The 20775-nt window shown below is 63.4% G+C and carries 20 protein-coding genes; 4 read left to right on the forward strand and 16 right to left on the reverse strand.

Going from position 1 to position 20775, the window contains the following annotated elements:
- Positions 1 to 23: 23 nt before the first annotated feature.
- A complete protein-coding gene (locus EWM57_RS01070) occupies positions 24 to 545 on the reverse strand; it encodes a (4Fe-4S)-binding protein (protein ID WP_129919282.1) in 522 nt (173 codons plus the stop codon).
- 281 nt (positions 546 to 826) lie between these two features.
- Here EWM57_RS01070 and EWM57_RS01075 point away from each other — a divergent pair, with 281 nt between their 5' ends.
- Entirely contained in the window at positions 827 to 1582 is a 756-nt protein-coding gene (locus EWM57_RS01075) for a hypothetical protein (RefSeq protein ID WP_129919283.1), read from the forward strand.
- 109 nt (positions 1583 to 1691) lie between these two features.
- Here EWM57_RS01075 and EWM57_RS01080 read toward each other — a convergent pair whose 3' ends face one another.
- From EWM57_RS01080 to EWM57_RS01090, 3 genes are all read right to left on the reverse strand, one after another.
- Entirely contained in the window at positions 1692 to 3887 is a 2196-nt protein-coding gene (locus EWM57_RS01080; protein WP_129919284.1) for a TonB-dependent receptor, read from the reverse strand.
- 68 nt (positions 3888 to 3955) lie between these two features.
- On the reverse strand, positions 3956 to 5053 hold the full coding sequence (locus EWM57_RS01085) for a hypothetical protein (protein WP_129919285.1): 1098 nt from the start codon (positions 5051 to 5053) through the stop codon (positions 3956 to 3958).
- A gap of 1 nt (position 5054) precedes the next feature.
- Complete coding sequence (locus EWM57_RS01090; RefSeq protein ID WP_129919286.1) at positions 5055 to 5492, reverse strand: RidA family protein; 438 nt, start codon at positions 5490 to 5492, stop codon at positions 5055 to 5057.
- Between the two features lie 113 nt (positions 5493 to 5605).
- Here EWM57_RS01090 and EWM57_RS01095 point away from each other — a divergent pair, with 113 nt between their 5' ends.
- Together EWM57_RS01095 and EWM57_RS01100 are read left to right on the forward strand one after the other, a co-directional pair.
- On the forward strand, positions 5606 to 6421 hold the full coding sequence (locus EWM57_RS01095; RefSeq protein ID WP_129919287.1) for an energy transducer TonB: 816 nt from the start codon (positions 5606 to 5608) through the stop codon (positions 6419 to 6421).
- A gap of 81 nt (positions 6422 to 6502) precedes the next feature.
- Positions 6503 to 8080, forward strand: a complete 1578-nt coding sequence (locus tag EWM57_RS01100; protein WP_129919288.1) for a DNA integrity scanning protein DisA nucleotide-binding domain protein — start codon at positions 6503 to 6505, stop codon at positions 8078 to 8080.
- A gap of 181 nt (positions 8081 to 8261) precedes the next feature.
- Here the strand turns inward: EWM57_RS01100 and EWM57_RS01105 are convergent, their stop codons facing one another.
- From EWM57_RS01105 to EWM57_RS01125, 5 genes are all read right to left on the reverse strand, one after another.
- Positions 8262 to 8774, reverse strand: coding sequence for a PaaI family thioesterase (locus EWM57_RS01105; protein WP_242509940.1), 513 nt, complete (start codon positions 8772 to 8774; stop codon positions 8262 to 8264).
- A gap of 115 nt (positions 8775 to 8889) precedes the next feature.
- Positions 8890 to 9363 (reverse strand): PPC domain-containing DNA-binding protein, encoded by a 474-nt coding sequence (locus EWM57_RS01110; protein WP_242509941.1) that lies wholly within the window; start codon positions 9361 to 9363, stop codon positions 8890 to 8892.
- 191 nt (positions 9364 to 9554) lie between these two features.
- Complete coding sequence (locus EWM57_RS01115) at positions 9555 to 10802, reverse strand: hypothetical protein (RefSeq protein ID WP_129919290.1); 1248 nt, start codon at positions 10800 to 10802, stop codon at positions 9555 to 9557.
- Between the two features lie 3 nt (positions 10803 to 10805).
- Positions 10806 to 11522: a hypothetical protein gene (locus tag EWM57_RS01120; RefSeq protein ID WP_129919291.1), complete on the reverse strand. Its 717-nt coding sequence runs from the start codon at positions 11520 to 11522 to the stop codon at positions 10806 to 10808.
- Positions 11523 to 11592: 70 nt separating this feature from the next.
- A complete protein-coding gene (locus tag EWM57_RS01125; protein WP_129919292.1) occupies positions 11593 to 12156 on the reverse strand; it encodes an RNA polymerase sigma factor in 564 nt (187 codons plus the stop codon).
- A gap of 192 nt (positions 12157 to 12348) precedes the next feature.
- On the opposite strand from EWM57_RS01125, the gene EWM57_RS01130 reads away from it, so the two are divergent.
- Complete coding sequence (locus EWM57_RS01130) at positions 12349 to 12879, forward strand: hypothetical protein (protein WP_129919293.1); 531 nt, start codon at positions 12349 to 12351, stop codon at positions 12877 to 12879.
- Positions 12880 to 12954: 75 nt separating this feature from the next.
- Here the strand turns inward: EWM57_RS01130 and amaB are convergent, their stop codons facing one another.
- The 7 genes from amaB to deoC form a co-directional block, all read right to left on the reverse strand.
- A complete protein-coding gene (gene amaB, locus EWM57_RS01135) occupies positions 12955 to 14550 on the reverse strand; it encodes an L-piperidine-6-carboxylate dehydrogenase (protein ID WP_129919294.1) in 1596 nt (531 codons plus the stop codon).
- Between the two features lie 233 nt (positions 14551 to 14783).
- Positions 14784 to 16280 carry a Do family serine endopeptidase gene (locus tag EWM57_RS01140; RefSeq protein ID WP_242509942.1) on the reverse strand — a complete coding sequence of 499 codons (1497 nt, stop codon included), beginning with the start codon at positions 16278 to 16280 and terminating at the stop codon, positions 14784 to 14786.
- A 208-nt stretch (positions 16281 to 16488) separates the two neighbouring features.
- Entirely contained in the window at positions 16489 to 16938 is a 450-nt protein-coding gene (locus EWM57_RS01145; protein WP_129919295.1) for an Hsp20/alpha crystallin family protein, read from the reverse strand.
- A 238-nt stretch (positions 16939 to 17176) separates the two neighbouring features.
- Positions 17177 to 18001, reverse strand: coding sequence for a hypothetical protein (locus tag EWM57_RS01150; protein WP_129919296.1), 825 nt, complete (start codon positions 17999 to 18001; stop codon positions 17177 to 17179).
- Between the two features lie 43 nt (positions 18002 to 18044).
- Positions 18045 to 19238: a M20 metallopeptidase family protein gene (locus tag EWM57_RS01155; RefSeq protein ID WP_129919297.1), complete on the reverse strand. Its 1194-nt coding sequence runs from the start codon at positions 19236 to 19238 to the stop codon at positions 18045 to 18047.
- Positions 19239 to 19306: 68 nt separating this feature from the next.
- Entirely contained in the window at positions 19307 to 19858 is a 552-nt protein-coding gene (locus EWM57_RS01160) for a sporulation protein (RefSeq protein WP_129919298.1), read from the reverse strand.
- Positions 19839 to 20519, reverse strand: a complete 681-nt coding sequence (gene deoC, locus EWM57_RS01165) for a deoxyribose-phosphate aldolase (protein WP_129919299.1) — start codon at positions 20517 to 20519, stop codon at positions 19839 to 19841. The genes EWM57_RS01160 and deoC overlap by 20 nt, the downstream gene beginning before the upstream one ends.
- Positions 20520 to 20775: the final 256 nt, after the last annotated feature.

A 20775-nucleotide genomic window follows, 5' to 3' on the forward strand; every position in this document is an offset into this window, starting at 1 on the left:
CCGCCCCGGTCCGCTTCGGCCACTTATTTCCCGGTTTCAGCCGGGCCCGCCTGGTCCCAGTCCGCCGGGAGCTGCTTGTGCGACCCGTCGCAGTAGGGCTTATTGGCCGATTGTCCGCAGCGGCACAGGGCGGTGCGCGGGTGCAGTTGCTGCTGCCCGTCGGCGCCGCACACCAGCACCGGGCCGTGCACCAGCAGCGGCCCGCCGGGACTTACCTCCACCCGCGGCAGGTCGGTGGGGCGGGTTTCGGCCACGGTGGCCCGCACGTCGTCGGTAACGGGCAAAGTGGCCGGCTCGGCGGCCCGGTCGGCGTTGCGGAAGTAGCTTAGCGCCCCGCTGGGGCAGGTTTCAATCTGCCGCTCAATGGCGGCCGAGGATGCCGCCGTGGGGTCAATCCAGGGGCGGCGCTCAAAGTCGAACACGGCGGGCAGGCCCTGCACACACTTTTTGGAGTGAATGCACAGCGCCGGCTGCCACACCACCGTGACTTCACCGTTGGAGTAGTGCTTAACGATGGGGCGCGGAGTGGGGTCGGCGGAGCTCATGGCAAGGCAGGGTGGCGGTACAGGTGAGCTTCAAGCTAGCATTTTGGCGCCAGATGTCGGCACTATCCTGCTGCTGATGGAGCAGCGCAAAGTAGAATTCGGGAATTATTGCTGCCTGCTCAGCATTATTTTCCCCACCGAATTTCCGCCCGGCTTTATCCGCAATCCACGCCCTTTATTGATGATTACCTGTAGATTAGAAACTAAGAAGTTGGACATGTTGATAAAAAACAAAATCTTGTGTCAGCAAATCAATTGATTCCTATCTACCGCTTATTGCCATGAAACTATCCACCCGTCTGGCCCTGGGGCTGGCCCTGGCCTTACCGGCCTGCCACAAGAAAGACGTACCCGCCGACCCCTGCAAGAAGCTGCAGCTCCCCCACCTGAACATCCGTTACCTCGAGGGCACGGGCACCCCCTCCCCCGACACGGTCTACACCGGCCAGGTCGTCGGCTTCGAGGCCCCCGCCGCTCCCTATACCAGCTACCAGTGGCAGGTGGGCAGTGCGGCCAATACCCGTACCGAGCGCCGCTTCGCGCTGGACTTCCCCGAGGCCGTCACCGGCCGCATTCCCGTGCGCCTGATTGCTCGCCGCCCGCCCAGCACCGCCTGCTTCCCCAAGGACGACGGCGTGGACACGCTGCTGACCACGCTCACGCTCATGCCCCGCGGCGACCTGCGCGCGCCCATCTACGGCAAGTTTCAGGGCGCCAACGTGGACGCGCCCCGCGACACGTTTACCGTGCGCATCTTTCTCGGGCCCAACTATGTTTTCCCCAACAACCCGGCCGCCCCGCTGCTGAACTACCTGCGCAACCTGGGCAAGGGCTGTCAGTCTCCTTCCTTCGAGGTAGGCCTGCGCTGGCGCGGCATCAATATCAACCATGACATGAATGACTCCGGCTGCCTGAGCCCTTACGGCAAGGGCTACCTGACCACGCGCGACAGCCTGCGCATCGAGTACGACGAATATCTATCCTCTACAAGCTTACAGAAGCGCAGCCGCGTGTTCCTGGGCAAGCGCGTCAAATAGTAGCTTTTTCATCCGCTATCATTTCAAACCTCCTGGTACGGCTTTCGGAGCGGGAAGGACGGCAACGCCGGGCCAGTCAACCTTTACACCGCACTTGCGCACTTCTCCCCTACCGCTCAAACCGCACGGCCAGGAAGAAATTGCGGCCCGCGCCGCTGATACCGGAGGCAAAGACGCGGTAGTTGGTATCGAGGATATTTTCCAGGCCCGCCTGCACGGCCCAGCTACGGGTGAGCTGGTAGCTGGTCCGCAGGTTGAGCGTGTACCAGCCCAGCGCCCCAACAGGAGTAGCCTGGGGCAGGTTGTCCTCGCCGGACGGGCTGTACTCGTGCACCCGCTTGCGGCCGTTGAACAGCACCGAGCCCTCGGCCGTGAGCTTGGCCTGCTGGTAAGTCAGCGCGGCGCGGCCGTAGAGCGGGGAAATATGGTCCAGGGGCACGTCGGCCACCCGGTCCCGGCCCTGGGTGTAGGTCAGGGTGCCATCGAGGCGCAGGTGGGCGGGCAACGCCAGCTGGGCCCGGGCCGCCACGCCCCGAATGCGGGCCTTCCCGGTATTCACGGTGGCCACGGTAGCGTAGGTTTGGCCGTTGTAGGTCGTGGTGGTCTTGCCGTCGGGCGTGGTGAAGGGGCGTACTACCAGCGCGTCGCGCAGGGTGGTGTAGAAGCCGGTCAGGGACACCAGCAGCCGGTCCTGCACGGTTTCTGACAGTTCCACCTCGTAGTTCACCACGCGCTCCGGCTTCAGGCCGGGGTTGGGCACGATGAGCGTGCCGTTGTTCTGCTCGAAGGTTTTGTTGATGTCGTCCACGTTGGGGTTGCGGAAACCCGTCGCCACCAGCCCGCTCAGGCGCAGGCCGGCCGGCAGCAGGGCCACCAGCCCCACGTTGCCGTCGAGGGAAGCGGAGCTCTGGTCGACCTGCCGGTACTGCGTATCGAAAAAGCGCGGGTCAAACTCAGCATTCACCTGCACCCGGCTGTAGCGCAGACCGTCGGAGAGGATCAGGCGGTCCGTAATTTCCCAGCGGTGGGCCGCGTACAGACCCTGGGTGGCGTAGGTTGAGCCGTTGGGGTAGCGCGTCACGATGGGCGTCACGGCCCCGGTCACGACGTTGACGCCCTCGCCGATGCTGCGCACCCGGTTGTGGGTAAGCTCGGCCCCGTAGCGCAGCTCGTGCCGGCCGATATTCTTGAACAAGTCCAGGTTGGCACTGAGTACCCGCACTTTCTCGGTGTTTTCCTGGCGTACGTCCTTGCCAAAGTCGCGCACGAGGCGGCTTTCCTCCACGGCCTGCACGGCGGGCGTGAGGCGCAGCACATCGAACAGGCCGCGGCGGCGGGTCAGCTCGAGTTGGTAGGAGCCGAAAAGCCGCTTCTGGGGACCATAATCCCACTCGGCGTAGCGCAGGGCGCCGTTGCGGTAGGTTTGCAGCCTATCGAAGCGGGGCACGTCGGAGGTCGTGGACAGCTGTAGGTTGAGCAGGTGGCGCTGGCCGGTTTTGGGCTGAAACAGCAGCTTCTGCACCACGTCGAGCTGGCGGTAGCCGGTGAACTTCTGGCGGTTCACCTCGTCGTTGGCCACCACCACGTCCTTGCCGTTTTGGCGCTCCACGTACTGCTTCACTTCCCCAAAGCCGGGGTAGGCGTCGATGCCGTGGCGGCCTTTGCGCAGGTCGTCGAAGTCGGTGGCGGTGATGCTGGTAAACGTGGCCCAGCGCTTCCAGCCCAGGGAAAAGTCGGTGTGGGCGGTTTTTTCGCGGGCGGCGGTGGCGTAGCGCAGCAGGTTGGTGGTACGGGCCGCGAAGCCGGTGCTGTCGGCCAGCCGGGGCTGCTTGGTGTAGAGGCTGATAACCCCGCCCAGGGCGTCGGAGCCGTACATCACCGCGCCCGCGCCATTCAAAATCTCCACCCGCTCCAGGGCGTTGGCGTCCACGCTGAGAATGTTCTGCAAATGGCCGGCCCGGTAGATGGCGTTGTTGAGCCGCACCCCGTCGACGACCAGCAGCACCTTGTTGGCCTCGAAGCCGCGCATCACCGGGGAGCCGCCGCCGTGCTGGGACTTCTGCACGAACACCCAGCCCGAGTTCTGCAGCGCATCGGCTATGGTGGCCGGGTTTTGCAGGCGGATGCGCCGGGCCGTGAGCACGTCAATCTGCTGGGGAATGTCGCGCTTGGTTTCCAGAGTGCGGTTAGCCGACACCACCACCTCACTGAGCCCGATAACCTTGCTCGAATCGGGGGAAAACTGCTCGGCGGGGCATTCCGGGCCGGCAAAGAGCTCCAGCAGAGCGGGTAGCAAATGTTTCATGAAGAACAGATGAAGAAGGAAGCCAAAGATAGGCTACGCGGTTCTTTGTCGAGCTTACTCCAGCCTGTTCAGCGCGGCATAAGCCGCCGCAGCGGGCTGTCGGGCTTCAGAAAAGCGTCGAGCTCCGCCCAGCTGAAGTCCCCCGTGAAGCTGCCCTGCAAGGTCCGGAACAGGAAGTTCGACATGCCGTACTGAGTCGGGTGGTCGAAGGTAAGGCCGTTGGGTGCCACCTTGAACTCGCGCACACTGGCCAGGGAAAACTGCTCGGCGCGCAGACCCTCCCGGTCTTCGTCTTGCAAGAGCTCCTGCTGTTCGGCGATAATGCCTTCCAGCACCGGTCGCAGCTTCTGCTGGCCCAGGGCCAAAAACCGGCTCAGCTGCTCGGGCCGGATTTCATCGGCCAGGTCTACTGCAAAGCCCGTGTTGAGGTCAATGGCCTGGGACTGGTAGCTGTGCCAGATGCTGGCGCCCACGCCCTCCTCCCAGACCGTGATGCTGAGCAGGCCCCGCTCGTTGCAGTTCACGTCGTAACGAAGCTCCTGGGAGCCGTAGTGTACGCCGCTTTCCCGCTGGTCGGCGGCGTGGGCCCGCAGGCTGGCCAGGTCTTCCCCCATCAGGCTTTGCAGGGAGAATCGGTGCGCCAGCAGGGCCCTGACGCCCGCATCCGGCACGGTCACGACGGGTACCTCGAAGGTGCGCAGGTAGGTACGGGTCTGCACCCGGGCCGCCGCCACCCGGGCCGTTGTGGGCACCCGGGTCAGGTGGAAGGGCAAAAGCACGGTGCCCGCCGCGTTGTACCAGGTGCCCGTCAGGGAGTGGTCGGGCTGCAGGCGCAACACAAACCGCCCCGTGGTGACCGTGTCGTTTTCGGCCGTTTCGCGCAGGGCCACGGCGCCGCCCTCGCCCGTGGGGCGGCCGGTCAGATCCAGCAGGCGGCCGTTGGCGCAGTAGTAATACTGCCCGGTCAGGGCCGAGTCGCGGGTGGAAAGCTGCAGCCGGATGGGGTAGCGGCCACCCAGCGCGCCTTCGTAGGAGCCCACCAGGGGCTGCGCCTGCCGCAGCTCCCGAAGCTGCGCGGCCCGGAATTGTCCCGGGTCCTGTTGGCCGAATGCAGCTCCACCGGCGGAAAGCAGGGCAACTACCAGCAGGCAATACCGATGGTGCATGCTAAGCCCCGGCAACCGCCGCCACGCACTTGAGCTCGATGGCAATGGGCGTGGGCAGGCAGTTGATTTCGACCGTGGTCCGGCAGGGCTGGCTGCTGGCGAAGTACTCGGCGTAGAGCCGGTTGTAGACATGAAAGTCGTCCTTCATGTTGGTCAGAAACACGGTCACGTCCACCAGGTCTTCCCAGCGGGCGCCGGCTTCTTCCAGGATGTAGCGCACGTTCTGAAACACGGCGTGGCACTGGCTTTCGAAGTCGTAGCTCAGGATGTTGCCGTCCTCGTCCAGCTCCACGCCGGGCACGGCCTTTTGCCCCCGCTGCCGGGGCCCGACGCCCGACAGAAACAGCAGGTTGCCCACCCGGCGGGCGTGCGGATACAGGCCGACCGGTTCGGGGGCCCGGCTGGAATTGTGCGCAGAGGAGGTTTCGTCAGGTGCCATACGGCCAAAACTACCGAATTCCGGCGCAATTCGTAAGGATAATGACCTGTTTACCGGCTGGTGCGGTTGTTGTAAACTTCGCTGGCATCCTCTCCTTCTAACCCCTGCTTCCTATGCTCACCTCCGTCCGTCGTCTGGCGCTGCTCGTAGTACTCAGCACCGTTTCGCTCACCGCCGCCCAGGCCCAGAAAAAGCTTAAGTACCCGAAAGTGCAGGCCGACCAGATCTACGACGCCGTGCAGAAGCCAGCCGTGCCCGTGGGCGGGCTGCAGGCCTACGCCGACTACCTCGAGAAAAATCAACAGTACCCCACCAAGGCCCTGCAGGCCGGGCAGGAAGGCACGGTCAACGTGACGTTCGTGGTGGAAAAATCGGGCGGTATTTCCAACGTGGCCGTTACGCAGGCCGTAGCCCCGGAGTTGGACGCGGAAGCCATTCGCCTGATTAAAGGCGGGCCGAAATGGACGCCGGCCGAGCACAAGGGCGGCAAGGTGCGGCAGCGCGTGACGGTCCCCATTTCCTACAAGCTGCCCCTGGGCGCCGGCGGTCCCGCCCCCGCCGTGGCCGACGACGGCACGCCCCTGAAGCCCGCGGGCACCAACGGCGCTCCGGCCCCGACGGTGGTGGCGCCCGAGCAGCCCGCCCGGCCCGTGGGCGGCACCGACGCCTTTTTTGAGTGGATCCAAAAAAATCAGCGCTACCCCGCCTTGGCCCGGCAGCGCAAGGTGGAAGGCCGCGTGCCGGTGGAGTTCATGATTCAGAAAGACGGTACGCTGACCGACGTAAAGCTGGCTGGCAAGCGCCTGGGCTCCGGCCTCGACGAGGAAGCCCTGCGCCTGATCAAGGCCGCGCCCAAGTGGACGCCCGCGCAGTTTCAGGGGCAGCCCGTAAAGCAAAAGATGGTGTTGCCGGTTATATTCCAGTTGTAGCATACTCCGCGCCTTGCCGCGGGTTAAAATATCGGCCGTCGTTATCCGTCCTGCCTAGAGACCTTCCTTTCCGTTTGCGTTATGCTTGCCCCGCTGCCCTTGATTTCCGCCCCGCCCGTCGCGCCCATGCTGCCACCGCTGACCCCGGTGAACGAATTAACCATCTGGCCCTACCAGGCGCGTTTTCGGCAGGCGGCGCAGGGCATTGCCGACGGCATCTTCGAGGCCCTGGACGATGAGCTGGACCCGGACGTGATTGTGGTCGGAATTCCGCTGGACCAAACGACGCCCGAGCCGACGGCCGTCTGCCTGGAACCGGCCGACTGCGGTCTCGACTTCCGCCGCTTCGGCGACGTGCTGGCCCGGGGGGAGCATTTTCAGCTCACCGAGCCCTGGCCTTCGACTTCACCCTCACCCGAACGGGAACATATTACTACCGAAATGGCCGTTCGGCGCCAGCACGCCATGGGGCTGCGCCGGGCCATGCAGGAAGTCCTCGACGAGCTGGATACGCCCACTGGCCGGCGCCAAAGCTTTGCCGGCTGGCCTATTCAGGTGGGCAGCTACTACGTGATAACCGTACTTCAGCTCAACCGCAAAGCCCTACGCCTGCACCCGACGCTGCGGCCCAACCGGTTTTACACCGACGGTAAGCTATTGGCGCCTTCGCTGCTGCAGGCGGCCATTCTGCGCTTCAATGAGGAGTGCATGAAGTCGCTCACCGAACCGGAGCCGGGCTCGGGGCTGCTGGTACGCCCCCGCGAAACGGAGGAACTGGTGCGGGCAGCCGGCAAGTTGCTAATGGATACCCTGGCGCAGGCGCTGGGCATCAGCCCGGGTTCGGCCAAGCTGTTTGCGACCTGTAACACGATTTCGTCCTTGCGCTACGAGGGCGCCGAGGGCGTGGGTAAGCTGATTCTGGCCGCCCGCCGCCACCCCAACCTGGAAGAAGTTTTTGCCCTGACCTGCCCCACCCCGCTCACCGATTACCGGGCCGTGCGCAAGCTGCTCGAAATGACCACTGCCGACGTAAGCCTGCTCGCCGACGGCGAAAATGTGTACGCTCTGGGCCGGCAGATTGGCACCTACGACGCCTCCCGCGAGGACTTGTTTCTGATCAACTTCGTGACTCATTACGCCTGGGAATTTCAGCACGACGGCAAGGTGCTTATGCGCAGCAACTACGGCCTGCCCAGCCTGCCCCGCGCCCGGCTCAACCGTTCCAAGTTCCGCAAAGACCTCAAGCGCACCTTCGAGTTGACCGACCCGATTAAAGTGGAGCGCCTCTGGGACGTGGTGCTCGAAGCCAGCCGGCAAAAGCACGGGACGTTGGTTGTCATCACCACCGAGGCCCTGGCCGAAGCCGACCGCCTTAAGCTGCAGTGCACCCTCATTGAGCCCGTCCCGCTGACTCCGCTCATCACCCGCCTCATCACCGCCATCGACGGCGCCATCCTCATCGACCCCGAATCGTACTGCTACTCCATCGGCGTGATTCTCGACGGCAAGGCTTCCGGCAACGGCACCAGCACCCGCGGCGCCCGCTACAATTCGGCCATCCGCTACGTGGAAAGCAGCCCTTACCCCTGCATGGCCATCGTGGTCAGCGAGGATGGCCTGGTCGACGTCATCACCAAAGACAGCAACCGCGAGGAATAATGTCGTTACGAGGGGGCTCGCCGCAGCACGCCGCCCTGTGCAATGCAGCCAACTCTTTAGTAGCAAAAAGCCCGGTCGATTAGCTCCGACCGGGCTTTCCATTTTACAAGGCGCTGCTTATGGTTTGCAACGGATTGCTTCGCCTTGCTCGCAATGACAGTTTTTCCCTGGAAGAGAGACTTTATTTTTTGGCCCGGTACGACCACGTGATGCGGAACACGGCCACCGTGTCGCCGGCCTGGTCGGTGCCGGTGCTGGTGCAGACCACGGTGCGGCCCTCGCCGGTGGCCCGGCTCTCAGCGATGGCTTGGGCAATACGGGGCCCGTCGGAGCTGGTGAAAGCAATCAGGCCCACGGCTTTCTTGGTGAATTCCGCTTCCAGCCCCACCACCAGCATCGACACGCGCCCGCCCTGGGTGTGCATCATGGAGAGTACGCCGCTGGCCATTTCGGCGGCCATGCTCAGGCAGGCGAAGTAGATGCTGCGAAATGGATTTTTGGTCAGGTACTTAAACGGCACCGTCACCGTGGCTTGCTCGGGCGTGATTTCGCGGATGCGCAAGCCGGCCAGGTAGGCCATGGGCAGGCTGCGCAGCATAAACAGGCGCAGCTTCAGCGGGTTGGAAATGGTACGCCGGAAAGCCGCCGCCTGGGGCGTATCCGGGGAAGCGGGAACAGCTGCGGAAGTAGACATGGCCAGCGGACTACGTGGAGAAGCTGCAAAAAGCAAAAAATATTCGGCATGCCGAGCTTTTTCACATGTTTATCCGCGGGCAGTATTTACAAAGTTTCTTAACGGGGTACTGGGCCTACTTTTTAGGCTTTGACGACCGGGTCGGAGTCGCGGGGCGCGGGTAGATACTCAGCTCCTTGTAGGTGGAAACCGGGTCAGTTTCGCGGCGAAAATCCAGCTCGTCCAGCACGCCAATTACCAGCTCCACGGTGGTATAGACAATGCAGCCGTCGAGCAGGTGGCCACCCAGGGTGCGGCCGGTGGAGTCGGCCACGGACAGGTGTAGGTGGCTGCCGTTGGTGGAAAGCGTGCCGACCAATGACACAATTTCGAAGTGCCCCCGGTACACGGTCGGGCCGGGTTGATTGGCCAGGCGCAGGGTGGTCGTGGTCAGGCTGCCCACGCTGGTCACGAGGGCGCCGGCCCGGATCTGGTGCTGCTCGGTGAAGGCTTGGAGCTGTTGGCGCAGGTCGTCGCCGGGGCGCAGGCGCAGGGCGTACGTGCGCATGATGGAGGCGTGGGCGGTGGGAGCCGCGGAGGAAGTGGACATAGCAGAAGCCGTTTGCTGGGCCCGCGCCGCCGAAGCGCTCAGGCACAGCATCAATAACCAAAGACAACGCATCGGGAGCCGAAAGCAGGTGAACCATAAAGGTACGCGCGGCCCACCAAGCGGCTGGACGGCAACGCAAAAAAGCCGGCAGGAGCCGGCTTTCAGATGATAATTGCTCACTGAAGTATAAATCAGCGGTTGAAGCGCACGTCGCCGTAACGGACTTTCACGCTCACGTTGCCGGCGTTGCGCACTGGCACCACCCCGAAGCGCCCCTGCATATCACTGGATGACGAGCTGTTTTCCTCGGCGTCTACTTTCACCAGGCGCTTGTCCACGAGCAGCTTGCCGTGCTGGGTGTTCACGTCGAAGTTGAAGCCGGCCCCGTCAGGGAAGTTGAGCAGAATGGTGCTGAAGCCCCCATCCACGTTGATAGCGCGGAAATTGCGGCCCGTGGTGCGCACCTCAAACGAAGGGCAGTACTGCACGGCCATGTCCAGCCGCTCGTCGATTCGGTCGATGCTGAAGCGGGAGTAGCCCGAGGTGCCGCGCAGGCTGCGCACGGTGCCTAGGGCCACGTCGCCGTACTTGCTGTGCACGGTCAAGTCCTGCACGGTGCCCATGTCGATGTCGGAGTAGTTGTTGCGCAACGTCACGAGTTGGCCCTCATCGAGGCGGAGCTTGGAGTAGGAAGCATCGATGCTGGCCCGGCGGGCGTAGCTGATAGCGGCCTGCCCGTTGCCCACGCGCAGCAAGTTCTGCGGGCCTTCGAGGCGGCCGGTGCGCAGGGTGCCATATTCGACGGCCAGCTCGGTGCTGCCGGTCAGGTCACTGGCAATGCTGATTTCTCCGAAGGCGTTATACACCCGCAGGACCGTGTTTTTGGGCAGCCACACTGTATAGTTGACTTCGTAGAGCTTGGCGTGGCTCCCGCAGGCCTTGGGCATGGCCCCAAACTGAGTGCGAAAGGCAATGCCGCCGGTTTCGGCGTCGTGGTCGGTGCTCTGCACCCGGATCATGTCGAGCAGCTGCTGGGCTTTGTCCTCGCTGTCGGCGCGGCTGAGCACTTCCACGTCGGTGCGAATCTCGTTGCGGGTCCAGGTATTGATCTGCACCCGGCCGTAGCGGGTGTCTACGGCGTAGGACCGGCCAGCGGCCGGGTAGGTGCGGCTCAACTTGCGGCTGCGCTCCACCAGCAAGCCGGGCTGGGCTTCATCCTGGGGGCCCTGCGCGGTCTGCGCATTCTGCTGGGGTTCCTGGGGCTTGCCGCCATTTTGCAGGGGCTCCGCTTCCGCGGCCGGCAGGTCCCGGTACAGGGCAAAGGCCGTCAGCGGCACGGGCGTCGCGGTGGGCCGCTCCCGGGCGGGGCTGACGGTGGTCAGACCCAGCAGAAAGAGTGTCCCGAGGGCGCAGGTGCGCAGGATCTGGCGTGGGTTCATGGCTTACTTGGTGACCGGCTCAACGTATTGCTGGACCTGGGCCCGGGTACGCAGCTGCTGATTCAGAATATCGAGCCGGATCTGCAGGTTGCGGTTCATGGCGTCGAGCACGACGTCGGGCTCGGGGTTGCGGGCCAGCTCCACCTTGAGCTGCTGGTAAGTCGAGTCCAGGGTCGCCATTTCGCGCTTCCAGTCGTCAGGACCCGCACCGAGCTGCTTGTCGAGTTGCACCAGCTCAGCCTGGCGCTCCTTGATCTGGCTGGCGTAGTAGGTTTCCATGCGCAGCACGGCGGCGGCGGTCCGCTGCACCGGCGTAGCGCCGGCAGCCGTGGCTACCGATTCGGAGCCCAGCCCGAAGGGGTTCGACTCCACCGCCGCGGCCTCGTCCTCGGAAACAGCCGCCACGGTGGCGGTACCAATGCTGGTCCAGGCGCCCGATTGGGGGTCGTTTTTCAACCATACCACGCCCACGCCGGCCAGCAGCAATACCAGCAGAGTGGCGGCTATGCCGTAGGCAAAGCGGCGCCGGCGCCCCGGCGCAGCAGGCGTCGACGTAGCCGGCCGCAGGGGCAGAATGCGCAGCGGAGCGGCGTCGGCCACCTCTTCGGCGTCCAGGCTCTGCTCAATGGCATCCCACAAATCCGGGCGGGGCTCGAATGCGTCGAAGTCGGCGCGGTGCCGTCCGACGAAGTCCTCAAGTCCGGTTTTATCCTTTTTCATAACGGTGAGTATACGCACAATTCTTTCTCCAATCGGTTCCCGGATACGCTATCCGGGGTTTTGGGCTTTCTTACAACCCATGCTGGCGGGCCAGCTCCAGCAGCTTCTTACGGGCCCGGCTGTACTGCGACTTCGAGGTGGACTCGGTGATGTTCAGAATGCCCGCAATTTCGGCGTGGTCGTAGCCTTCGAGCAGGTACAAGCTTAGTACCACGCGGTAGCCGTCGGGCAGTTCCTGCACGCAGCGCCGCACCACGTCGGCCCGCCACGAGAGTTCCTCAGCGTCAAACTCGCCCTCGGCTTCATCGGCCGTGGGCGCGTCGTGCTGGTCGGCCAGGGGCACGAGCTGCAGGCGCCGGTTGCGCAGGCAGTTGATGCTTTTGTTGATGACGATACGCTTGAGCCAAGAGCCGAACGAGGAGTCACCCTTGTAGCTGTGCAGCTCCCGGAAGGCGCTCAGAAACGACTCCTGCAGCACGTCCTCCGCCTCGGCGTAGTCGCCGGTGATGCGCACGGCGGCGTTGAACATGGCCTTGGAGTAGCGCTTGTAGATTTCGGCCTGAGCCCGCCGGTCGCCCAGGCGGCAGCGCTCCACGAGCGGGGCGTTGATGTCGGTGTACGCGAATGCCTCCATACGGTCCTGGGTTGGGGGTGAGCTGGAATCTGGGGGAGGGTAAATATCCAACTTTCCGGGCTAAGCAGCTAGTGCTGATGGGTAAGTGCCAAAAAGACAAGGGAAGTTCCGCCGGGTTGCACCCCGCCCCAGGATATCCGCTGCCGCCGCCCTACCTTAGGGGTTGCCTTGTATACTTCCCTACTTTTCTCCATGCGTTATACATTCGTTTTGAGCGCCCTCTGCGCCACGGTGCTGCTGACCGGCTGCGGCAAGAAAATCGACTTCGGCCAAGACGCCGGCATCACCATGCGCGATGAGCGGAACGTGCCCCAGGGCGCCGGCGACCCCACCGACTGGACCACCGACGGCACCTGGAACAAGACCGAGCGCGGCCTCTTTCACCTCGCCCCTGCTGTTGACCTGAACGGCAGCCAACAGGGCGGCGTGTCGGGTCTAAGTTTTTATCCAAACCCGGTGTCTTCCGCTACGCGGTCTGCCCATTTCAATTCCGGCACTGCCCAGGCCGATATGCAGCTGAAACTGGTGTTCGTGGACCGTAAATACAAAGTGGTGCTGGAGCAGGATGCCCAGGCTGCCAAGGGCAAAAACATGCTGTTTGCCCTCACTCTGCCCGCCGACAAGTTCAAGGCCGACGCTACTTACCGCCTGTACTACGTGTACTACGGCGCCGATGGAACGCTCTACTACAAGGGCCACGGCGACATCCGAATCGATGAGTAGCGCGCCCCGCTTCCAACGAAAAAGGCCCGTCCGGAACTTCCGGACGGGCCTTTGTATAACGGTTGAGCAAGCTGCTTACACGTCGAACTTGATGCCCTGGGCCAGCGGGAGCTGGTCGGAGTAGTTGATGGTGTTGGTTTGCCGGCGCATGTACACTTTCCAGGCGTCGGAGCCGGACTCGCGGCCGCCGCCGGTTTCCTTCTCCCCGCCGAAAGCCCCGCCGATTTCGGCGCCCGAGGTGCCGATGTTCACGTTGGCAATGCCGCAGTCAGAGCCGGTAGCCGACAGGAAGGCTTCAGCCTCGCGCATGTTCAGGGTGAAAATGCTCGATGAGAGGCCCTGCTTCACGCCGTTTTGCAGCTCAATGGCGTTTTCCACGCTGCCCGAGTACTTAATCAGGTACAGGATGGGCGCGAAGGTTTCCTCCTGCACGGTGTGGTACTCGTTCTTGGCTTCCACCAGCGCGGGCTGCACGTAAGTGCCCGTGGGGTAGTCGGCGCCTTCCAGCACCTGACCGCCGGTGAGCAGGGTACCCCCCTCGGCCTGCACGGCCGCCAGCGCTTTGGTGAAGCCTTCCACGGCGTGCTTATCAATCAGCGGGCCCACGAGCGTACCTTCCTGGAGCGGGTTGCCGATGGGTAGTTTGGGATAAATGGCGAGCAGGCGCTGCTTCACATCTTCGAAAATGCTTTCGTGGATGATGAGGCGGCGGGTGGTGGTGCAGCGCTGGCCGGCGGTGCCCACGGCCCCGAATACCACGGCGCGCATGGCCATGTCGAGGTCGGCGTGCTGGGTCAGGATGATGGCGTTGTTGCCGCCCAGCTCCAGCAGGGCGCGGCCTAGGCGGGCGCCCACTACCTCGCCGACTTTCTTGCCCATGCGGGTGCTGCCCGTAGCCGACACCAGCGGTACGCGGGTATCGGCGGCCATGGCGGCCCCGATTTCGGCGCCCCCAATGATGACGTTGAATACACCCTCGGGCACTTCATTCTCGGCCAGCACGTCCCGGATGATGTGCTGCACGGCCACGGCTACCAGCGGGGTTTTCTCCGAAGGCTTCCAGATGCTCACGTCGCCGCAGACGGCGGCCAGCATGGCATTCCAGCTCCACACGGCCACCGGGAAGTTGAAGGCCGAGATGATGCCCACGATACCCAGGGGCTGGTACTGGTCGTACATGCGGTGGGCGGGCCGCTCGGAGTGCATGGTGAAGCCGTGGAGCTGGCGCGAGAGGCCCACGGCGAAGTCACAGATATCAATCATTTCCTGGACCTCGCCCAGGCCTTCCTGCATGATCTTGCCCATCTCGTAGCTCACGAGCTTGCCCAGGGGCTCCTTGAACTCGCGAAGCTTGTTGCCGATCTGGCGCACGATTTCGCCGCGCTTGGGCGCCGGCACCAGGCGCCACGACTTGAAGGCTTCCTGAGCTTTGAGGACCACCTGCTCGTAATCGGCGGTAGAGGCCATGTGCACGCTGGCAATCTTGCGGCCGTCGGCGGGGGACTGGATGGCCGTGGCGTGGTCGGTGGAGCCACCCCAGGCGCGGCCGGTGCTGTAGGCGGCATTCTGGGGCTCGACGCCTAGCTCGCGCAACACGTGCTGGATACCGTGCGGGTCGGCGTGGGCCGGGGCGTCGCCGGTGGCGGTGGCTTCTTCGAGGGCTTGTTTCATGGGTACTGCTATGGGTTGGATGGGATGTGCGGAAGCGGGGGCCGAAGCCGGGCCGTAAAGCTAAGAAATCGGCGCGGGCCGGACGAAGGGCCGGCCTCACGTATTAGTTTTCTCCGTGGGCATGCAGGTCATTGCGGGCGCCATTCAAGCAGCCAAAGAATAACCTGGAAAGCACGAAAAAGCCCCACCAGATACCTGACGGGGCTTTTTCAGTGTTAAGGCTGGCCGCTAAGTTAGTTCGACTGCCCGATGGGGTAATAGGCTTTGCGGCCGTCGGGGTACACGCCTTCCACCAGCGTGCCGTCCCCGTTCTTGGCGTCTTCCAGGTAGCGCTGCACATCCTGGGGGTTATTCACCCGGTTCTTGTCGATGCGGGTGATGATAAAGCCGTCCACGATGCCGGTTTCCTTGAAGTTGGAGCCTTTGATGCCGCTGATTTTGGCGCCGCCTTCCAGGCCCAGCTTGTTGAGTTCCTGCCGGCTTACCGGCGAAAGGGTGGCGCCTTCGTACTTCAGGCCGCTGCTTTCGCGTACCACGTCGGTGGTGCCGGTGGCGTTGCGCAGGGTGGCGTTGGCTACGCGGGCATCATTGCCGCGCAGGAAGCCCACCTTGATTTTGTCGCCGGGGCGGAAGCGGGCCACCTGCTCCTGCAGCTGGGACGAGGTGTTCACCTTCACCCCGTTGATTTCGGTGATGATGTCGCCCTCCTTCAGGCCGGCTTCCTGGGCGGCGCTGTTGGCCGTTAGACCCACCACGTACACCCCGTTGAGGGTAGCCAGCTTCTTCTCGGAAGCCAGCGTGGCATCCACTTCGCGCATGTTCACGCCCAGCAGGGCGCGCTGTACCACTTTATACTTGAGCAGGTCGTCCACGACTTTGCTCACAATAGCACTGGGCACGGCGAAGGAGTAGCCCTCAAAAGCGCCCGAACGGGAAGCAATGGCCGAGTTGATACCTACTAGGTCGCCGTTCAGGTTCACCAGGGCCCCACCCGAGTTGCCGGGGTTTACCACGGCGTCGGTTTGCAGGAAAGACTCAATGCCCATCCCCTGCCGGTCGCGCAGAATGTTGATGTTACGGCCCTTGGCGGAGATAATGCCGGCCGTCACGGTGGAGTTCAGGTTGAAAGGGTTGCCTACGGCCAGTACCCACTCCCCTACTTTTACGTTGTCGGAGTTGCCGTAGCGCACGAAGGGCAGGTTGTCGGCCTTCACTTTGAGCAGGGCCAAGTCGGTATTGGGGTCAGTGCCGACCAGCTCCGCCTGAAACTTACGCTTGTCGTCCATGACCACCTCAATCTTATCGGCCTTGTCGATAACGTGGTTGTTGGTCACGATGTAGCCGTTGGCGGCAATGATAACGCCCGAGCCGGAGCCGACTTGCGGGCCCTGCTGCTGCCGGAACTGCTCGGCATCGTCGCCGAAGAACTGGCGCAGGAAGGGGTCCATGCGCATGGCGGCGTTGTTGTCACTCGATTTAGGACCGTATTCGGTCATCACGTGCACCACGGCGGGCGTCACCGAGGAGGCGGCGGCCACAAAGTTGAGGCCTTCCGGCACCACGTACTTGCTGCTGTTTAGTTCGCTGGTGTAGCGCACGTTGGGGTCGGCAGCCACTACCACGGGCGCGTTGGTGCGCTCGGGCTCCAGTAGCTTATACCCACCCACGGCCACTCCGCCACCGAGAACCGCGGAACCGAGCAGGCCGAGCATCATCTGTTTTGCTTGCATGGGGGTTTAGATAAAATTGAGGGGAAGGGAAGTTTAGGGGAAGTTACAGCAGCAGCGTGAGCTCTGAATGAACTACAGCCTGCTAACGCTAGAGTCGGGCTGGGTGGTATAGAGTTGCATTAAGTTGCATTCCGGGCTTTAAGCTACTAACACCGAAACCAACAAAAAAGACACCGCCGGGGTGTCTTTTTTGCCGGCAACGGGAGCCTTAACGCACCTCAATGTGGTGCTTGGTCACTTTTTTACTGTCAAAGGGCAGCGTCACGCGCAGCACCCCGTCGGTGAGTTCGGCTTCGATGGCCGTGGCGTCCACGGTGTCGGGGAGGCGGAAGGTGCGGCGGAACGTGCCGTAAGCCGTTTCCACGCGGCGGAACTTCACGCCGTTTTCCTCACCGGTGACGGGGGCTTTGCGCTCCCCGCTAAGTACGAGGTTGCCTTCCTGAAAGTCAATAGAGAGGCTGTCCTTAGCCACGCCGGGCAGAGTCAGCAGCAGCTCGAAGCCGGTGGCCGACTCGAGGATATCAGCCTGGGGCACAAACGAGGTGCCGGGCGTGGTGGACGCTACCTGCGGGTCGCGCAGCAGCTCATTGAGGACGGAGTTGAAAGCGGCGCGGGAAGGACGAACGGAAGGGCGGTTGTTATAAACGAGAGTTGCCATGGGAAGCAGAATGGTAAAGTTGAAGGATTGAACTACCGGTTGCGGTATGCCCCTAACCTATAAATTCTGTACCAGTCGGCCTCCAGTCCTTTTTCAAGACAAAAAGTCCTGATTCAGCGAATTCAGTTTTGCCTTTTTTTCACTCGTCTTCATAAATGTGCCTTCAAAAGCTCTCGATACACTTTTCAGCTCTATCAGAAACAGACTTATTGTCAGTAATCTGTTTCCGTGCGAGCATTTAGTGTTGGGAAGGCAAGGGTTGCCGCTCCGTCACGGCGCCCCCGCGGAACAAAGTCAGGCGTAGGTCCAGGCCCGCGACGGGCGTCACGAAATTGGTGCGCCCCCCGCTTACCTGCTCGCCGGCGCTGTTGAAAAACGGCAAGGAGTTGCGGTAGATGGTCTGGTAGGCGAACCACGGGGTCAGGTCGAAACGGGGAGAAAACCGCACGCCCACTTCCGCCCGCAGGCTGCCAAAGTCGAGGGTGCGCTCCTTGAGCTGGTTTTCGTCGCGCTGGAAGCGCAGGTAAGCCACTGCTTCGTAGGCTAGGCGGGGGCGCAGGGTGAACTGGTCGCCCAGGGCAAAAATGCGCTCAGCATCGAGCCGCAGGCGGGCCAGGGCGCGGTTGTCATTTTCGACCAGCTGATTGCGGGTAATGACGTATTCCACGCCTAGGCGCTGCCCCAGGCTCACGGGCCCGAGGGCCCCGCGGTGGCGCACCAGCAGGCCGGGCACCACGCTTCCCGGCAACCCCAGCAGCTCCCCGTTGCCGCGGTTAGTGCGCGGCACGTAGCGCAACGTGGCGCCCCCGCTCCAGTGCTCGGACCAGAAATGCTCGTAGCCCAGGCTCAGCTGCCCCTGCTCCAGGCGGGTCCGGTAGCCCGCCCCGGTGAAGACAACCGGGCTGTAGGCGGCCAGCAGATAATCATTGCCCGCCAGCGCCATTTCCACCTGGGCCTGGGGCACCAGCACGGTCAGCGGGTTGGCAAGGCGTTGCTGGGCAGCGGCAGCAAGGGGAGCAACCAGGCTGGTCAGGGCCAGCAGAAAGCGGGGAGCAGCAGTCATAGCAGAAACTACGGGATAAGGATACGCAAGGCAGGCTGGGGCCTTATTCGGCGGCCAGTTCGCGTAGCGTGAGCCAGGTCATGAGGCCGGGGCCAACCTCGAGGGCCCTGGAGTCGATGTCGAAGGTGGGCGTGTGCACCGAGGCGGCAAAGCGGCCGTCGGCGGCCCGGGTGCCCAGGCGGTAGAAACAGGCATTGGTAACCTGGGAATAGTAGGCAAAGTCCTCGGCGGCCATCCACTGGTCCAGCTCCACCACGTTTTCGGCGCCCAGGTACTCCTCGGCGGCGGAGCGGGTACGGGCCGTGAGTTGGGGCTCGTTTTCCAGGTAAGGATAGCCGCGCCGGATTTCCAGCTCGCAGCTGGCCCCCATCGACTCAGCCAAGCCTTCCACGAGCTTGCGTAGGTGGCCGTGGGCCTCGTTGCGCCACTCCTCGTTGAGGGTGCGGAAGGTGCCCTCCAGCTTCACCTCGTTGGGAATTACGTTGGTGGCGCCGTTGGCAATGACTTTCCCGAACGAGAGTACCGAGGGCAGCTTCGGGCTGGCCCGGCGGCTGACAATCTGCTGGGCGGCCACGATGATGTGGGCGGCCACCAGCACGGGGTCAATGTTCTGCTCGGGCATGGCACCGTGCCCACCCTTGCCGCGCACGGTCAGGTAGAGCTCGTCGGTGCTGGCCATGTAGCGCCCGGAGCGCAGCCCCACCTGTCCGGCCGGCAGTAGCGGAAACACGTGCTGGCCCAGAATGCTGGCCGGGACCGGGTTTTCGAGCACGCCTTCTTGTATCATCAGGGAAGCGCCACCGGGCAGCAGCTCCTCGCCGGGCTGGAAAATCAGCTTCACAGTACCCTCAAACTCGTCGCGCAACTGGCTCAGGATGCGGGCCGTGCCCAACAGGGACGACGTGTGCACGTCGTGGCCGCAGGCGTGCATCACCCCGGCGTTGGTAGATTTGTAGGGCACCTCGTTTTGCTCCTGAATAGGCAGTGCGTCCATGTCGGCGCGCAGGGCCACGACCCGCCGGCCGGGGTTGCGCCCTTCGATGAGCACCACCAAGCCCGTGGTGGCCAGCGGCTGGGGGTGCAGGCCCAGCTTTTCGAGCTCCTGCCCTACGAAGGCCACCGTCTTGAACTCCTTGAACGAAAGCTCGGGGTTGGCGTGCAGGTGCTGACGCAGGGCCACCGTGTCGGCGGCGGCTTCGGCGGCGAGAGTTTTGACGCGGGCAAGCAGGTGTTCCATAGTAGGGGCAGACAAACCAAAACGCCCTGCGCGGGGCTCCGGCACGGCGTTCGGCAACAGAAGAAAGCTTAGAAAGTGGTTTTGTTGAGCAGCACCTGGGTGGGTTCGAGCTCGGCCTTGGGGGCCAACGGGCGCAGGCGCAGCATGGCCTGCTCGGCTTCGAGGCGGGTCAGGTAGTCGCCTACCCAGAGGCGGTACACTGGCTGGCGGAAGGTCAGATAGTCGGTTTCCTCAGGGTAACGGCTGATGATGGCGCGCCGGATGGCCATGGCCTGCTCCCGCTCCAGCCCCACGTAGGCCAGGATGCGGAAACCCTGGGCATACTTCACGTTCTGGTTGGTAAAAGCCTGGTCGCGCAGGCGCTGCTCAATCTGGGCATTAACCTGATTGGTGGGCGTGACAACCGTCTTGGGGCCCGCGCCGGGTGCCAGCGCAGTCGGCTTAGGGGCGGTGAAAACGGGCCGGTAACGGCTTAAGTCTTCGGGCGCCGCGGTAGCTGGGCCGCGGCGGGCCGTGTCGGGGGCCGCGGTGTTAGAAGAGGCAACGGGTGCGGAGGCTGCGCAGGCACTCAGCGCAATCAGGGCAGGAAATAAGAGCACGTTAGGAAACAGGTTTTTCATTTTCTTCCAGCAAAGCTAAGCTATTGGAGGAGCCAATCCGGTCGGCGCCGGCCGCCACCAGCGTCAGGGCCGCCGCCCGGGTCCGGATTCCACCCGCCGCCTTGATACGCATCGTGCCCGGTAGCGTACGGCGCATGAGCTCAATATCAGCCAGGGAGGCGCCCCGGCTGGCGAAGCCGGTGGAGGTTTTCACGAAGTCGGCGCCGGCGGCCACGCAGAGCCGGCAGGCCTGCACGATTTCCGTTTCCGTGAGCAGGGCCGTTTCGATAATGACTTTGAGCAGGGCATTTTTGAAGTGGCAGAGTTCGGCCAACTGCCCGATTTCGTCTTCCACCTCCTCCAGCCGGCCCGACTTAAACGCGGCCACGTTGATGACCATGTCGAGCTCGGTGGCGCCGTCAGTGAGGGCCTGGTGGGCTTCGAAAAACTTGACCTTGGTAATCTGGTAGCCCAGGGGAAACCCGATGACGGTGCAGACCGGTACGCTGGTGCCCTGGAGTTGCTCGGCGGCATAGCGCACGTAGCAAGGCGGCACGCATACGGAGGCAAAACCGGCCGCCGCCGCCTCGGCGCAGAGCGTGGCAATCTGGTCCTGGGTGGCATCGGGGCGCAGCAGCGTGTGGTCGATGCGGGCGGCGAGGTTGGTAAAGGTTGGGCTCATAAGGGTGGTGGTAGTTAGAGCAGAACGGCAGCATGACCGAAGCCGCCCGCAGGAGCTCCCAGTCACCTAATACTAGTCATTTTCCGGCGGGCGGAGGGCGGCCCATATGTACGGAATACAGCGGCCAACGGCGGTGAAGGAAGCAGGCTGTTGTACGCGCAAAAATATTGCCTCAAAGTCGGGGGCCTGCTGGCCGCAACGCTAATGGCCGGCAGCTCCTTACGGAACTGCCGGCCATTGGTACGGTTTGCGCGTC

It is taken from the genome of Hymenobacter persicinus, assembly GCF_004167665.1.
Lineage (GTDB): Bacteria > Bacteroidota > Bacteroidia > Cytophagales > Hymenobacteraceae > Hymenobacter > Hymenobacter persicinus.